The 16002-nt window shown below is 70.4% G+C and carries 9 protein-coding genes; 8 read left to right on the top strand and 1 reads right to left on the bottom strand.

Features of this window, described 5'->3' with window-relative positions:
• Positions 1-7 precede the first annotated feature (7 nt).
• The gene (locus tag AKH00_RS13680) at positions 8-1291 is read right to left on the bottom strand and encodes a TetR/AcrR family transcriptional regulator (protein WP_235556779.1); all 1284 of its coding nucleotides are present in this window, start codon (positions 1289-1291) and stop codon (positions 8-10) included.
• A 134-nt stretch (positions 1292-1425) separates the two neighbouring features.
• On the opposite strand from AKH00_RS13680, the gene AKH00_RS13685 reads away from it, so the two are divergent.
• The 8 genes from AKH00_RS13685 to AKH00_RS13720 all read left to right on the top strand — a co-directional run bounded on the left by AKH00_RS13685 (position 1426) and on the right by AKH00_RS13720 (position 15962).
• The gene (locus tag AKH00_RS13685) at positions 1426-2724 is read left to right on the top strand and encodes an MFS transporter (protein WP_050723297.1); all 1299 of its coding nucleotides are present in this window, start codon (positions 1426-1428) and stop codon (positions 2722-2724) included.
• Between the two features lie 2 nt (positions 2725-2726).
• On the top strand, positions 2727-4508 hold the full coding sequence (locus AKH00_RS13690) for a glycoside hydrolase family 3 protein (RefSeq protein ID WP_050723298.1): 1782 nt from the start codon (positions 2727-2729) through the stop codon (positions 4506-4508).
• A 290-nt stretch (positions 4509-4798) separates the two neighbouring features.
• The gene (locus tag AKH00_RS13695) at positions 4799-9682 is read left to right on the top strand and encodes a choice-of-anchor G family protein (protein WP_050723299.1); all 4884 of its coding nucleotides are present in this window, start codon (positions 4799-4801) and stop codon (positions 9680-9682) included.
• Positions 9683-9754: 72 nt separating this feature from the next.
• Positions 9755-10603, top strand: a complete 849-nt coding sequence (locus AKH00_RS13700) for a DUF5819 family protein (RefSeq protein ID WP_235556780.1) — start codon at positions 9755-9757, stop codon at positions 10601-10603.
• 206 nt (positions 10604-10809) lie between these two features.
• Entirely contained in the window at positions 10810-11814 is a 1005-nt protein-coding gene (locus AKH00_RS13705) for an HTTM domain-containing protein (protein ID WP_442922398.1), read from the top strand.
• Between the two features lie 120 nt (positions 11815-11934).
• Complete coding sequence (locus AKH00_RS13710) at positions 11935-13995, top strand: acyl-CoA dehydrogenase family protein (protein ID WP_050723301.1); 2061 nt, start codon at positions 11935-11937, stop codon at positions 13993-13995.
• Positions 13996-14137: 142 nt separating this feature from the next.
• A complete protein-coding gene (locus tag AKH00_RS13715; RefSeq protein WP_050723302.1) occupies positions 14138-15184 on the top strand; it encodes an NAD(P)-dependent alcohol dehydrogenase in 1047 nt (348 codons plus the stop codon).
• 196 nt (positions 15185-15380) lie between these two features.
• The gene (locus tag AKH00_RS13720) at positions 15381-15962 is read left to right on the top strand and encodes a DNA-3-methyladenine glycosylase I (RefSeq protein ID WP_050723303.1); all 582 of its coding nucleotides are present in this window, start codon (positions 15381-15383) and stop codon (positions 15960-15962) included.
• Positions 15963-16002: the final 40 nt, after the last annotated feature.

A 16002-nucleotide genomic window follows, 5' to 3' on the forward strand; every position in this document is an offset into this window, starting at 1 on the left:
GGCCGGCTCAGACGCGGGCGGGCACCACGTCGGCGAGGTGGGAGCGCAGCTGTGCGGCCACATCGACGGCCGTACGGTCGTACAGCCACTGGTACTGCAGGCCGTCCCAGAGCGCGATGAGCCAGATGGCCTCGTGCTCGGGGTCGCGATGCGCGGATACCTCGCCCTCGAGCTGGGCGATCCGGAACAGCTCGGCGAAGTAGTCGATCGCCCGTGAGAAGCGCTGTGCGAAGTATCCGTGCGCGGGGTGTCCGGCCGGGACGGCCTCGCACGACAGCACCGCGTAGACCTCGATCAGACCGGGCTCCACGTGCGCGCTCTGGAACGCCCCGACCGGCAGGTCGCGCAGGGCCGACGCCGCACTGTCGATCCCTTCGGCGTCGCCGCGGTCCTGGATGGCCCTGTCGCGCTCGGTGAGCACCGCGCTGAGCAGCAACTCCTTGGTGGGGTAGTGGTGCAGGAGGGTCGACTTCGAGACGCCGACGGCCTGAGCGATGTCGCGCAGACTCGTGTCGCCGTAGCCGTCCTGGGCGAACAAGCGCATCGCGTCGGCGACGATCTGCGTGCGTCGACGGCGCCCCACCGCGTATCCGGGTTCGTCGTCGTCGGCGACGTCGACGAGCGCGCCGGTCAGCGGGGGCAGCATGGGTGCGGTCGTGGCCGATGCCGCCGTATCCGGCTCCTGCCATCCGAACGGCAGCGCCCACAGCGACTCGCGCTCCTCGAGCATCGAGACGACGTCGACCCGGTCGGGGAGGTACTGCGAGATCAGCTGCAGCCCGTCCCAGCCGGCCATGTGGCGCACGGTCTCGTCGGCGACGTCGCGGTCCGGGTCCATGGCTCCGCTGGCACGGGCGTCGTCGAGCAGCTCGGTCGTCATCGCTCGCAGACGCTCGTAGCGGTCGCGCATCCGCTCGTGGGCGGGATGCTCGGGTGCCGATGCCTCGCCCGTGAGCGCGGCGAACAGCTCGAGGTAGCCCTCGGTGCGGGCGTTCCGAGCCGCGATGGCCGCGGAGACGAGCTCGCCGGGCTCGGCGTTCGCGGTGATGGCATCGAACGCCTTCTCGTTGTCGTCCTCGAAGCCGGCGACGACCTCGGCGAGCAGGTCGTCCTTCGACGCGAAGTGCCCGAGAAGGCCGGGATGGCTGATCGATGCCGCGGCGGCGATGTCCCGGAGGGAGACGGAGCGATAGCCATCGCGCACGAACAGCTCGCGGGCGGCGTCGACGATCCGCTGTCGCGTGGCAGCGGCACGGCCCTGCCGCGAGCCGGTCGACGTCATGGTGGTCATCGCGCCCTCCTCCTGCATCCTATCCTCGCTCATTACCAAGCGGTCGATATTCACTTACCAAACGGTCGAGATTCGTGTATCGTCGGGTCCACGCCGCGTCGATGACGAACGGCTTCCGCCCGAAAGGAACACCCATGACAGAGTTGTCACCCGCCGCGAACGCGGCCGCCGTCGGCACGACGGGCGTCAAGGTCCCCGGCACCACGCCCGCGCGCACACCCCGCGGCTACGCGCCCGGCCTCGCCGCCGTGAACTTCGGCGTCTTCCTCGCCCTCCTCACCCCGGTCATGGTCTCGATGGCCTTCAAGGTCGCCCGCATCGATCCCGTGACCACCGAGGCGAGCCTGGGTCTCGTCATGGGAGTCGGCGCGGCCTTCGCCCTGGTCGCCAACCCGCTCGTCGGGCGGCTCTCCGACCGCACCACCTCGCGCTGGGGCATGCGCCGCCCCTGGATCCTCGGCGGTGCCGTCGTGGGCCTCGGCGGATTCGTGCTGATCGGCGTCGCGACCTCGCTCTGGGTCGTGCTCCTGGCCTGGTGCCTCGTGCAGGCGGCCATGAACGCGGTGCTCGCCGCCGCCAACGCCACTCTGCCCGACCAGGTGCCCGCGGGCAGCCGCGGCAAGGTCTCGGGTCTCGTCGGCATCACGACGCCCATCGGCATCCTCGCCGGCAGCTTCATCGTGAACTTCCTCCCCGGCGACTTCGAGCGCTTCGTCGTGCCGGGCGTGATCGCGCTGATCCTCGTGATCGTGTTCGTCCTGATCCTCAAGGACCGTCGCCTGACAGAGAAGCCCGCCGAGCGCTTCACGATCGCGACGTTCTTCGGCTCCTTCGTCTTCAACCCGCGCAAGCACCCCGACTTCGGCTGGACCTGGCTGACCAAGTTCTTCGTCATGTTCGGCTACGCCGGCATCGCGACGTTCCTCCCGCTGTACCTCGTGACCAAGTTCGGCCTCGACGAGCAGGGCGCGGTCGGCACCATCCTGCTCGCCAACCTCGCCTCGATGGCCGCCATGGCCATCTCCTCGCCGCTCGGCGGATTCCTGTCGGACAAGATCGGCAAGCGCCGTCCGTTCGTCGCGATCGCCGGCCTGGTCATGGTCGTCGGCCTCGTGATCCTCGCGGTCGCCCCCTCGATCGAGATGGTCATCGTCGCGCAGGCCATCATCGGCTTGGGCGCCGGATCGTTCCTCTCGGTCGACCTCGCTCTCGCGACCGAGGTGCTGCCGAACCCCGACGATGTCGCGAAGGACCTCGGCGTGCTGAACATCGCCAACGCCCTGCCCCAGTCGATCGCCCCCGCGATCGCCCCCGCCATCATCGCGCTCGGCGCCGCCACTCCGCTCGGCGGCTACCCCACCTGGTATCTCTTCGGCGCTCTCGTCGCCCTCGCCGGAGCCGTGCTCGTCTACCGCATCAAGGGAGTCAAGTGAGCATGACCGACGCCACCACCGCCGCCGCATCGACCACCACTGTCGCCGACCGCCCCTGGCTCGACGCCTCCCTTCCCGTCGACGAGCGCGTGCAGCTGCTGCTCGACGCGATGACCGTGGAGGAGAAGGCCGGACTCTTCTTCCACACCATGATCGCGATCGGCGACCTCGACGAGGCGAACCCCGTGTTCGGCACGCCCAGTGCGCGCGAGTTCCTCGAGGTCAAGCAGATGACGCACTTCAACCTGCTCGGCGCTGCACCGACCGGGCGCGAGATCGCCGCCTGGCAGAACGCGCTGCAGCGGCTCGCGGCGACGACGCGCCTCGGCATCCCGGTGACGCTCTCGACGGATCCGCGGCACTCGTTCAGCGAGAACCCCGGTGCGTCGATCCTCGCGGGCCCGTTCTCGCAGTGGCCCGAGACACTGGGTCTCGCGGCGACCCGTGACCCCGAGCTCGTCGAGCGCTTCGCCGATATCGCCCGACAGGAATACACGGCGGTCGGCCTGCGCGTCGCCCTGCATCCGCAGGTCGACCTCGCGACCGAGCCCCGCTGGGCACGGCAGACCGCGACCTTCGGTGAGGATGCCGAGCTGGCGGGCATTCTCGGTGCGGCATACATCCGCGGGTTCCAGGGCGCCTCGTTCGGTCCCGGATCCGTCTCGACCATGACGAAGCACTTCCCGGGCGGCGGCCCCCAGAAGGACGGCGAGGACCCGCACTTCCCCTATGGCCGAGAGCAGGTCTACCCGGGCGGCGAGTTCGAGCTGCACCTGAAGCCGTTCCAGGACGCGCTTGCCGCCGGCACCCGTCAGATGATGCCGTACTACGGCATGCCGATCGGCACGGAGTACGAGGAGGTCGGCTTCGGCTTCAACCGCTCGGTCGTCACCGGGCTGCTGCGCGAGCGGTTCGGCTTCGACGGGCTCGTCTGCACGGACTGGGGGCTGATCAACGACTCGGAGATCTTCGGACAGCCGTTCCCCGCGCGTGCGTGGGGTGTGGAAGACCTCTCGCCGGCCGAGCGGATGAAGAAGGTGCTGGATGCCGGCGCGGACCAGTTCGGGGGAGAGGACTGCCCCGAGCTGCTGCTCGAGCTCGTCGCGTTCGGGTCGATCACCGAGGACCGCCTGGACGTCTCGGCGCGTCGCATCCTGCGGGAGAAGTTCGAGCTCGGTCTCTTCGAAGACCCCTTCGTCGACGAGGACGCAGCCGACCAGATCGTGGGTCAGGCGAAGTTCCGCGCCGCGGGCGAGCAGGCGCAGCGCGCATCGATCACGGTGCTCACGAACGACGGCTCGCTGCCCTTCGCCAAAGGGCTGAAGCTCTACGTCGAGGGCATCGATGAGGAGGTCGCTGCCGCGTACGGACAGATCGTCGGAACTCCCGCGGAGGCAGACCTCGCGGTGATCCGCCTGCAGGCGCCCTTCGACGAGCGCGCGACCATGTTCGAGAACTTCTTCCACGCGGGGTCGCTCGACTTCGCCGAGGAGGTCGTCGCGCATGTGCGCGAGGTCTCGTCGGCGGTGCCGACCGTGGTCGACGTGCTCGCCGACCGCCCGCCGATCCTCCAGCCGATCACGGATGCCGCGGCCGCGGTCACCGTGAACTGGGGTGCGTCGGGTGCTGCTCTGCTCGATGTGCTCAGCGGGGTCGCCCCGTCCACGGGGGCGCTGCCGTTCGACCTCCCCCGGTCGATGGCGGCCGTCGAGGCATCACGGCCCGACGTTCCCTTCGACACCTCCGATCCGCTCTTCCGCTTCGGTCACGGTCTCCGGCTCTAGCCGCCCGGCACACGAAGATCCCGCCGCCTCGCATGTTCGCCATGCGGGGCGGCCGTCGTGTGGGGGTCATGTCATGTGACCGCTCCCACGTTTTTGCAGGACCGTTCCCATGATTTTCGTGTGATCGCTCCCACGAAACAGTGTGACCGCTCCCATGAATTTTGCCAAGACCTCTGGACAAACCGTTCGGAGGGTTGGCATAGTCGCTTACCAACATCGTCCTGACCGGCAGATGCCGGCACCTGGGGAGGGCCTTGTGACGCGGAACATCTGCATCACGGGAGAGGCGAATGGCGAAATTCGGAGGGGCGGGACTGCGTAGGCGCAGGGCCGCAGGAGCAGGACTGGCGGGCGCGATCGCCGCGGCCGTCGTCCTCGCAGGAGCACTGGTTCCGACGGCGGCGACAGCCGCGCCGGGCGACCAATCGGCGTCGAGCTCGCGGTTCCTGAGCGGCAGTCTGCTGCTCGGAGGAGTGCCGCTCGACGACGTCGTGGCGCTCGGCGGATCGTCGACCAGCAACGCGGGTTCGCCGACGCCCGACACCGAGACGAGTTCGCTCGATCTCACAGCGTTGAACGCGCTGCAGCTCGGCATCCCCGGCGGCCTCAGCGTGCCGCTGTCGAACTTCGTGCAGCTCGGCGCCGTGAACCAGTACTCGCAGTCCTCCGACGCGGGCGTCTCGCGCGCCGCAGCCGGTGCCGTGAGCGATTCGGGCGTGATCGACACGACCGGCACCGGCGCCTATCCGTCCAACGCGTCGTTCAACCTCCAGGGGCTCCTCGGCTCCGCCGTGACCGGCACGGTCGCCGACCTCGACATCTCGCTCGAGGCGATCAGCTCCGAGGTCGCGATCGACTCCGCGGGAGCCGTGACGCGGGACTACAACGTGGCCGGTGGCGACGTCGCGCTGTCCTTGCCGGCGATCGCGACGCTCACGAACACGCTCACCGGTCCCGGCGGAGTCACCGCGACCGTGGACGCTGCCGTCGCGAGCCTCGCCGGTCCGAGCGGACTGCTCGCGCAGGCCCTCGCAGGCCTCAACGCCGCGCTCGCTCCCATCGTCGGCAACGACGGCGTGAACATCACGATCACGACCGACATCGCGGCCGCCATGAACACGATCCTCGACACCCCGGTGGGCGACGGGGTCGTCAGCGTGAACCTCCGCACCGGACTCGTGACCGCCGATATCGCCGCGCTGTTCTCCGACACCACCGGCCGTGGTCTGAACAACCTGAACGTGGGCGAGGAGGTGCTGTCGGCCGCCGTGCTGAACAACCTCATCACCCGCGTCGGGAACGTGCTGAACACGGTCCCGAACCTCGTGCAGACCGCGCTGACGAACACGCTCAACGCCGCCGTGCTGAACATCGGCGTCGCGGTCTGCGTCGTCGGCACGGCCCCGACCTGCACCACGCCGGTGGTCGACATCGGCACGGGTCTGCAGGTCTCGGTCCCGAACCAGACCCTCGGCAGCGTCGTCGCCGGAACAGCGACCGCGACGATCTCGCTCAAGGTCGCCGGGCTCCCGGTCGTCGTCCCCGTGGGCACCCTGCTCGGCGCCCTGACGACGCCCATCAACACGACGCTCTTCGGCCCGACGGGCGTGATCGCGACGGTCGTGCCGACCGTCACCACCGCGGTGACCGGGATCGTCACGGCGATCGCCCCCGCGGTCGGTCTCCTGAACGGCGTGGTCTCGCTGCGCGGCAACGTGCAGCCCGACAACGGCCCGATCTTCAGCGAGGAGGCTTTCGTCCTCACGGTCGGCGACATCCTCGGCACCGGGGGTGTCGGCACGATCGCCCTCGCCCGCGCGCAAGCCGGACCGAACGCTCTCGCCGACGCACCGACCGTGGATGCCGCCGCGACCGTGCAGGCGGGCGACGACCTCGCCGTCACGGGCGCCGGCTGGCCCGCGAACACCGAGGTGTCGGTGCAGCTGACCGCTCCGGGCGGTGGAGCGAACGTCGGTGGTCCTGAGACCGTCACGACCGACGGCACAGGCGGCTTCACGCTCGCGTACCCGGTCCCTGCGGGAACCCCCGCCGCGACCGGTTACACGGTCACGGCCACCGACGGCACCTCCACGGCCTTCGACACCACAGACGTCACGGCAGCCCCCGCTACCGTCGACGCGGCGCCCGCTGTGCAGGCGGGCGCCGACCTCGCTGTCACCGGCGCCGGATGGCCCGCGAACACCGAGGTATCGGTCCAGATGACCGCCCCGGGCGGCGGCGCGAACGTCGGCGGACCCGAGACGGTCACGACCGACGGCACGGGCGGTTTCACGCTCGCGTACCCGGTTCCTGCAGGCACTCCCGCCGCGACGGGGTACACGGTGACCGCGACTGCCGGGGCCGTCACGGCCACGGATACGACCGAGGTCACGGACGCCCCCGTCCCGACCGTCGACGCGGCTCCGACCGTGCAGGCGGGCACCGACCTCGCGGTCTCCGGCACCAACTGGCCCGCGAACACCGAGGTGTCGTTGCAGCTCACCGCCCCGGGCGGTGGCGCGAACGTCGGCGGCCCGGAGACGGTCACGACCGACGGCACGGGCGCCTTCACGCTCGCCTACCCGGTCCCTGCAAGCGCGGCGGCCGGCACGGGTTACACCGTGACGGCGACCGCGGGCGCGCAGACCGCTATCGACACGACCGACGTCACGGCAGCGGCCACGGTCGACGCGGACGACACCGTGCAGGCGGGCTCGGATCTCGGCATCACCGGTGCCAATTGGCCTGCGAACACCGAGGTGACGGTGCAACTCACCGCCCCAGGCGGCGGCGCGAACGTGGGCGGGCCCGAGACGGTCACGACCGACGGCACGGGCGGCTTCACGCTCGCCTACCCGGTGCCCGCCGGCACGCCGGCAGGAACGGGCTACACGGTCACGGCGACCGTCGGAGCGCAGACCGCGACCGACACGACCGCCGTCACCGCGGCACCCACGGTCGACGCGGCCGACACGGTCGAAGCCGGGTCCTCGCTCTCGGTGACGGGTTCCGACTGGCCCGCCGACACCGAGGTCACGGTGCAGCTGACCGCACCCGGCGGTGCCCCGATCGGCACGCCGCAGACCACGACGACCAGCGGACTCGGCGGCTTCACGCTCGCCTACCCCGTGCCCGCAGGGACCCCTGCCGGGACGGGCTACACGGTCACGGCGACAGCCGGTGCGGCGACCGCGGTCGACACCACCGAGGTCACGGCCGCGCCCGTCGTGCTGGATGCCGCGGCATCCGTGCCCGCGGGCACGAACCTCGCGGTGACCGGCTCGGGCTGGCCCGTGAACGCCACGGTGTCGCTGCAGCTGACCGCCCCGGGCGGCGGCGCAAACGTCGGCGGCCCCGTGAGCGCGACGACGGATGCGTTCGGCGCCTTCTCTGTCAACTACCCCGTGCCGGCAGATACGGCACCGGCCACCGGGTACACGCTGACCGGCACCTCGGGGGCGGTCACGCAGACCGACACCGTGGAGGTCACGGCGGGCGACCCGGCCGACGTCAACACCAACGCGGCGGCTTCGGCCTCGGCGTCCGCAGATGCCACGGCCGACGGCGACCCCTCGGCACAGGCGGCGGCAGAAGCGGCGGCCCTCGCGGACGCCACCTCCGCGGCCTCGGCCGCTGCCACGGCGGACGCGTCGGCGGCTGCGGTCTCGGCGGCCACGACGGACGCCTCGACCACGGCCACGACCGACGCGACGGCGGCAGCCAACGCCTCCGCGGCCGTCGCCGCACAGGCAGCGGCGCAGGCCGACGCCTCCGACGACGCGAACGCCGCAGCCTCCACGGCCGCCGACGCCAACTCGGCCGCCTCGTCCGAGAGCGCGGCGACCGCGGATTCCTCCACGAACGCCTCCTCGGAGGCCTCGACGAACGCGAATGCGGCGGCCTCGGCATCCGCGTCCGCGAACGCCGATGCCTCGACCGACGCGGTCGCCGAGGCGGCCGCGCAGGCGGCGGCCTGGGCGGATGCTACGGCGGAAGGCTCCGCTGCGGCGAACCCGGCGGCGGAGGCGGCGGCGCAGACCGCGGCGACCGCCACCTCGTCGACGGATGCCACGGCTGATGCCACGTCGGCGGCGAACGCCGGGGCCGCGGTCGCGGCACAGGCGGCAGCGCTCGCGGATGCGACGAGCACGACGGCGGCGCAGGCCTCCGCCACGTCCGACGCGAGCACGAGCGCCGCATCGAACGCCAGCGCGGCGGCCCTCGCCTCCGCCTCGACCGACGCGTCGTCCGATGCCGTCGCCTCCGCGGATGCGGACGCCGACCCCTCGGCGGAGGTCAACACCAACGCCTCGGCGTCGGCGGCGGCCTCGGCGCAAGCCGACAGCGACGCGAACGCGGTCGCCGAGGCGGCGGCGGTCGCTGCGGCCCTGGCCGATGCGACCAGCAGCGCCTCTGCGGCGGCCGACGTGACGGCGGATGCGGCGGCCTCGGCCGCGGCGACCACCGACGCATCGACGGACGCCTCCTCGACCGCCACGACCGACGCGAACGCCTCGGCGGCCGCGGCGGCGCAGGCGGCGGCGCAGACGGACGCGACGTCGACCAGTGCCGCCGACGCCTCGGCTGCGGCGACTGCGAACGCGAACGCGTCCTCGGCCGCGGCGGCGAACGCCTCGGCGTCCGCGACGGCATCCTCGTCGGCAGCGGCAGACGTCTCCGCCGACGCGACGGCAGAAGCCTCCGCGACCGCGACGTCGACGGCCTCGGCATCCGCGTCCGCCGACGGGAACGCCGCCGCGAACCCCGGAGCGCAGATCGGCATCCGGGTCGTGACGCCCGTGCTCGAGCGAGGAGATCAGCAGACCGCGATCGGCACGGGATTCCAGCCCGGCGAGACGGTCACGGGGCTCATGACCTCCGCGCCGCTCGCGCTCGGCAGCCGCATCGCCAACGCCCAGGGCGAGGTCACGTTCACGTGGACGATCCCCGCGGACACCGACCTCGGCACCCACACCGTCACGCTGACGGGGGCGACATCCGGAGCCGTGTCGACGACGTTCCAGGTCGTGGCATCGGGCCTCGCCACCACCGGTGGAGACGTGCAGACGGGATGGGTCGCGCTCGCGGCTCTCCTGCTCCTGATGGGTCTCGGCGCCGTCCGTCTCGGTCGTCGCCGAGCGCAGACCGTCGCAGCCGACCGCATGGTCGAGTAGCGACATCCTCGTCGGGGCCGCCGCGCACGGCGGCCCCGACCTCCCCCTTCGTCGGTCAGGAAGGTGCGCACAATGACCACGACGCAGATGTCATCCGACACCGACACCGACACCGACACCGACGCCTCGACTGAGGTGATCGAGACGGCTGAGGCGGCCGAGACCGCGAGGCCGCGCCCCACGTGGTGGGTCAAGCTCATCGCGTTCGCCGCATGCCTCCTCACCCTGTGGCACGTCGGCGCATCCTTCCTGTGGATCGCACCGTACTCGGCGCTCCGGGAGATCCCCACGCAGGAGGTGCTGTCGAGCTACATGCTGCCGATGTTCGGCCAGTCATGGAGCGTCTTCGCGCCGGAGCCGATCAACGGTGACTACCACTTCAACGTCCGCGCGATCATCGAGAAGGACGGCGAGGAGATCGAGACCGGGTGGGTCAGCGCAACGGACGTCGAGCTCTCCATGATCCGCTACACCCTGTTCCCGCCGCGCGCAGGCATCCAGTCGACCGAGGTCGCGAGCGGGCAGATGAACGCCTACAACAAGCTCGACGAGCAGCAGCAGGCGGTGGTCGCGCTCGACTACACCGAGGACGGCTGGGAGGAGTGGATGACCCGGTCCTTCGACGAGCTCGAGGGCGACCACCCCTCACCCGCCGCGTACCTGGCCGAGGAGCATCTCTCCACCGCGTACGCGACCCAGGTCGCCTATGCGATCTGGGGAGCGGATGCCGTCGTGCAGGTGCAGTACCGCGTGAGCCGTCAGAACGTCGTGCCCTATGCCGAGCGGAACGACCCCGGGGCGCAACGCCCGGATCCGACCTTCTCGACCACGGGCTGGCGTCTGCCGATAGAAGAGGAGGGTCAGAGCCGCGAGAACTTCGCGAACACCTTCCGCGCCCAGTTCGAGAGGATCCAGCCGTGAGCGCGCCGACGAGGACACGGGACAAGGCGGTGGAGAAGCAGAAGAGGGATGCCGCGCCCGCGGCGCTGCGCCCGGATGCGCCGCCGAAGAAAGCGCCGGAGCAGGCGCCGCAGAAGAGGCCTGCCGTCCCCGAGCCCGTACCCACGGCATCCTTGCCTGCACGGCTCCTCACCTTCGCCTCGTCGATGGTCGCGGGACTGTGGGCGATGGTCGTGTCGGCCGTCGACCGCATCTCCGCGTTCGTCGGCGACTGGCTGTTCCACGGCAAGAAAGCCCTCTACGGGCTCGCCGTGACCCGCATCCTGTTCGGCGTCACCGCGCTCGGACTGCTGGCGGCGAACTTCGGCACCCGCCTGTACACGTTCGGCTCGGGCTCGGCGTGGAACGGCGAGATGGCCCAGCCCGTGAGCGACTTCCCGACGATCTGGGTGTTCAGCGCGTTCCACGCGGCCATGGGCAACGACGTCCTCTATACCGCGCTGTACCTCGCGCTTGCGGGACTGGCGGTGCTGTTCGTGCTGGGCTGGCGCTTCCGCCTCGTGCTGCCGGTGTTCTTCTGCCTGTGGGTCGGATTCATCGAGGCGAACGACATGGTCGGCGACCAAGGCGACAACATGTTCCGCATCGCGCTGCTGCTGCTGTTCTTCGCCGACCCGGCCGCACGGTGGTCGCTCGACGCACGGCGCCGCGCGAAGGTCGGCGACTGGTTCCCGCCGAACAGCCAGCCGGCCCTGCTCGGCACCGTCTTCCACAATCTTGCGCTCGTCGCGCTCACGGCTCAGGTCTGCTTCGTGTACGCCTCCGGAGCTCTCTTCAAGGCGGGAGGCGACCCGTGGAAGGACGGCTACGCGGTCTACAACCCGCTGCAGACCGCCCGCTTCGGCACCTGGCCGGTGCTGAGCGACCTCGTCACGGCCTGGGGGCCGATGGTGACGATCGCGAGCTGGGGGTCGATCATCCTGCAGGTGGCGTTCCCCCTCATGCTGTTGACGCGCCCCACCAGACTGATCGGCCTCCTCGGCATCCTCTCCTTCCACATCGGCATCGCCGTGCTCATGGGTCTGCCCTGGTTCTCGCTCACGATGATCGCGATCGACTCGATCTTCATCCGCGATCGCACATGGGCGCGGTTGAGCTCCGGCACCGCGCGGCGATGGGCCGACGCGAAGACGGCACCGCCACCGGGCAGGACCGTCGGCACTGTCGGCTGACGACAACCCGGTCGGGGGACGTCGCGGCAGCCTATTGGAGGAACAGCACAGACGAGTTCGCCCATGGTTGTGGCAGACCTACCATGGATGCATCCCCGTCTCCCTCTGAGAGGAATGCGCATGGTCGACGCCGCCGTCCGTCCGAACACCACTTCCGCCGATGCGAACGACGCCGGAGCCCGCCTCGACGTCGACGCCGTCACGCGTCTGCTGCTCGGCACCTGGGCCGACACCCGTCTCGAAGCGCGAGAGCTGATCAAGGACCCCGCCTTCTGGCGCGACGACGAGCTCGGCAAGGACGAGCACCGCGAGCGCGTGCTGAGCCAGCTGCACCTGCTGGTCGAGAACAAGGCCGTGCACCGGGCGTTCCCGAAGCGCCTCGGCGGCGAGGAGAACAACGGCGCGAACATCGCCGGCTTCGAAGAGCTGGTCGTCGCCGATCCCAGCCTGCAGATCAAGTCGGGTGTGCAGTGGGGCCTTTTCGGATCCGCCGTGCTGCAGCTCGGCACCGCCGAGCACCACGACAAGTGGCTTCCGGGCATCATGAGCCTCGAGATCCCCGGCGCGTTCGCGATGACGGAGATCGGCCACGGGTCCGACGTCGCGGCTGTCGGCACCACCGCGACCTACGACCCCGAGACCCAGGAGTTCGTGATCCACACGCCGTTCCGCGCGGCTACCAAGGAGTACCTCGGCAACGCGGCCCTGCACGGCGTCGCGGCCACGGTCTTCGCGCAGCTGATCACGAACGGCGTCAACCACGGCGTGCACTGCTTCTACGTGCCGCTGCGCGGCGAGGACGGCGTCGACCTGCCCGGCATCGGGCGCGAGGACGACGGACTCAAGGGAGGCCTCAACGGCATCGACAACGGACGCCTCTCGTTCGACCACGTGCGCATCCCGCGCAACAACCTGCTCAACCGCTACGGAGACGTCGCGGCCGACGGCACGTACTCCAGCGCGATCGACAGCCCCGGACGCCGCTTCTTCACGATGCTCGGTACCCTCGTGCAGGGGCGCGTCTCGCTCGACGGCGCCGCGTCGTGGGCGTCGGCTCTCGGCCTCAAGATCGCGATCACCTACGCGACCCAGCGTCGCCAGTTCGACGGTGCCGACGGGCAGGAGGTCGTGCTGCTCGACTACGGCAAGCACCAGCGCCGCCTGCTGCCCCGCCTCGCCACCACCTACGCGCAGATCTTCGCGCACGACGAGTTCCTGCAGAAGTTCGACGGCGTGTTCTCGGGCCGCACCGACACCCCCGACGACCGCGAGGACCTCGAGACCCTCGCGGCGGCCCTCAAGCCGCTCTCCACCTGGCACGCGCTCGACACTCTGCAGGAGGCCCGTGAGGCCTGCGGCGGCGCCGGCTTCATGTTCGAGAACCGTCTCGTCGGGCTTCGCGCCGACCTCGACATCTACGTGACCTTCGAGGGTGACAACAACGTGCTGCTGCAGCTCGTCGGCAAGCGCCTGCTCACCGACTACGCCAAGCAGTTCACCGGCAAGGATGCTGCGGCGCTGGCCAAGTTCGCCGTGGGCCAGACCGCGGGCAAGGTGTTCCACGGCGCGGGTTTGCGTCAGTTCGGCCAGTCCGTCGCGGACTTCGGCCAGGTGGCGCGGTCGGTCGAGAACGGGCTGCGCGAGGAGCAGCAGCACCTCCTGCTCGCCGAGCGCGTGCAGCAGATGGTCGCCGACATCGCCGGTCGCCTCCGCGCCGCGGGCAAGGACAAGGTGCGCGGGGCGCAGCTGTTCAACGAGAACCAGGCCGAGCTGATCGAGGCCGCCCGCGCCCACGGCGAGCTGCTGCAGTGGGAGGCGTTCACCGACGCCGTGCACCGCGTCGAGGACGCCGACACCAAGAAGGTGCTGACCTGGCTGCGCGATCTTTTCGGCCTGCAGCTCATCGAGAAGCATCTCGCCTGGCACCTCATCAACGGCCGCCTGTCGATGCAGCGCGCCGCTGCGGTGTCGAGCTACATCGACCGCCTGTGCGCACGTCTGCGCCCGCACGCCCTCGACCTCGTCGACGCGTTCGGCTACGAGCCCGAGCACGTGCGCGCGCCCATCGCCTCCGGCGCCGAGAAGCAGCGTCAGGACGAGGCGCGCGCCTACTACGCCGACCTCGCCGCCTCGGGTGAGGCGCCGATCCAGGAGAAGGCGCTCAAGGCCAAGAAGCGGTAGTCGCGGGGCGTTTCGTCTCGTCGCTGCGCTCCTCGTTCAACGACCCTTCTCCCGGTCGTTGAGCGAGCGAAGCGAGACGAAACGCGCCGACGACCGTGAGCGGGCACAGTTCCGACCTCAGCGGCGTAGGTAGGGTCGAGGCATGACCCGCGTCCACGCCTACGCCGCCCCCAGCGAAGCCGCTCCGCTCGAGAAGACCGAGATCGATCGTCGAGAACTCGGCCCGCACGATGTCCTGATCGACATCGCGTTCGCCGGCATCTGCCACTCCGACATCCACACGGTGCGCGGAGACTGGGGCTCCCAGACCTACCCGCTCGCCCCTGGGCACGAGATCGCCGGCGTCGTCGCCGCAGTCGGCCCCGAGGTGACGCGCCACGCGGTCGGCGATCGCGTCGGCGTCGGCTGCATGGTGAACTCGTGCGGCGAATGCCGCAACTGCGAGCGCGGCGACGAGCAGTTCTGCACCCAGGGCGCCGTGTTCACCTATGGGGCGACCGACCGCGACGGCACGATCACGCAGGGCGGCTACTCGGAGCAGGTCGTCGTGACGGAGTCGTTCGTGGTCAGCATCCCCGACGCCCTTGCCCTCGACGTCGCGGCCCCGCTGCTGTGCGCGGGCATCACGACGTACTCGCCGCTGCGCCATTGGGGCGTCGGCCCGGGGAGCCGCGTGGCGGTCGTCGGTCTCGGCGGCCTCGGCCACATGGGCGTGCAGATCGCGCACGCGCTCGGCGCCGAGGTGACGGTGCTGTCGCAGACGCTGAACAAGAAGGACGACGGACTGCGGCTCGGCGCCGACCACTACTACGCGACGAGCGACCGTGAGACGTTCCGGAACCTGCGCTCGTCGTTCGACGTGATCCTCAACACTGTGAGCGCCGGCATCGACCTGCGCGCGTACCTCAGCCTGCTCGACGTGGGCGGATCGATGGTCTGCGTCGGTCTGCCGAACGAGCCCCTTCCCGTACCTGTCGGCGCGCTGATCGGCGGACGTCGCTCGCTCGCCGGGTCGAACATCGGCGGCATCCGGGAGACGCAGGAGATGCTCGACTTCTGCGCCGAGAAGGGCATCGCCGCTGAGATCGAGGTCATCCCCGCATCGCAGATCAACGAGGCCTACGAGCGCGTGCTCGCCTCGGACGTGCGCTACCGCTTCGTGATCGACGGAGCGACCTTCGCGGACTGATTCCTGGTCGGCGCCGCACGCGAAGTCAGGCGAACACACGGAGGGAGGACGATTCGCCAGAAATCGTCCTCCCTCCGTGTGTTCGCCTTCCTCGGCGCGGGCGCGGGCGCGGGCGCGGAGCTCTATGGAGTCGCGGAGCTCTATGGAGTGAGGTGCCAGCGAGTGCGATGTCGGTGCCGAGCGGTAGCGTCGGAGCATGCCCTCTCTCCTCACCGGACCCGACGGTCGCGCGCGCTGCGCGTGGGTCGGCGACGACCCCGAGTACCGCCGCTATCACGACGAGGAATGGGGCACGCCGTTGCACGGCGACCGGGCGCTGTTCGAGAAGATGGCGCTCGAGGGATTCCAGGCGGGGCTCTCGTGGATCACGATCCTGCGCAAGCGCCCGCGCTTCCGCGAGGTGTTCGCCGGGTTCGAACCCGAGAAGGTCGCCGACTTCGACGAGGGCGACGTCGAGCGGCTCATGGCGGATGCGGGGATCATCCGCAACCGCGCCAAGATCCTCGCCACGATCGGCAACGCCGGCATCGTCCGCGGCATGGCCGACGGCGAGCTCGACGAGCTCATGTGGTCTTTCGCGCCGCCACGGACCAGGCGCCGCCCCATCGAGTTCGCCGACGTGCCCGCCGTGACCGCGGAGTCGACGGCGATGAGCAAGGAGCTCCGCCGCCGCGGATTCCGCTTCGTCGGGGCCACCACGATGTACGCGCTGATGCAGTCCGCCGGCATGGTCGACGACCACATCGAGGGATGCTGGCGCGCCACCGAACTCGGCTGAATCAGCCCTGAGCATCCCCTGGGCAGTTCTCCCCATCGTG

This window comes from Microbacterium sp. GCS4, assembly GCF_001262495.1.
Taxonomy (GTDB): Bacteria; Actinomycetota; Actinomycetes; order Actinomycetales; family Microbacteriaceae; genus Microbacterium.

Bases quoted from the DNA above. Each gene is read 5' to 3' on its own strand.
- AKH00_RS13680 (WP_235556779.1), bottom strand. From the start codon at position 1,291: ATGACCACCATGACGTCGACCGGCTCGCGGCAGGGCCGTGCCGCTGCC.
- AKH00_RS13685 (WP_050723297.1), top strand. From the start codon at position 1,426: ATGACAGAGTTGTCACCCGCCGCGAACGCGGCCGCCGTCGGCACGACG.
- AKH00_RS13690 (WP_050723298.1), top strand. From the start codon at position 2,727: ATGACCGACGCCACCACCGCCGCCGCATCGACCACCACTGTCGCCGAC.
- AKH00_RS13695 (WP_050723299.1), top strand. From the start codon at position 4,799: ATGGCGAAATTCGGAGGGGCGGGACTGCGTAGGCGCAGGGCCGCAGGA.
- AKH00_RS13700 (WP_235556780.1), top strand. From the start codon at position 9,755: ATGACCACGACGCAGATGTCATCCGACACCGACACCGACACCGACACC.
- AKH00_RS13705 (WP_442922398.1), top strand. From the start codon at position 10,810: ATGGTCGTGTCGGCCGTCGACCGCATCTCCGCGTTCGTCGGCGACTGG.
- AKH00_RS13710 (WP_050723301.1), top strand. From the start codon at position 11,935: ATGGTCGACGCCGCCGTCCGTCCGAACACCACTTCCGCCGATGCGAAC.
- AKH00_RS13715 (WP_050723302.1), top strand. From the start codon at position 14,138: ATGACCCGCGTCCACGCCTACGCCGCCCCCAGCGAAGCCGCTCCGCTC.
- AKH00_RS13720 (WP_050723303.1), top strand. From the start codon at position 15,381: ATGCCCTCTCTCCTCACCGGACCCGACGGTCGCGCGCGCTGCGCGTGG.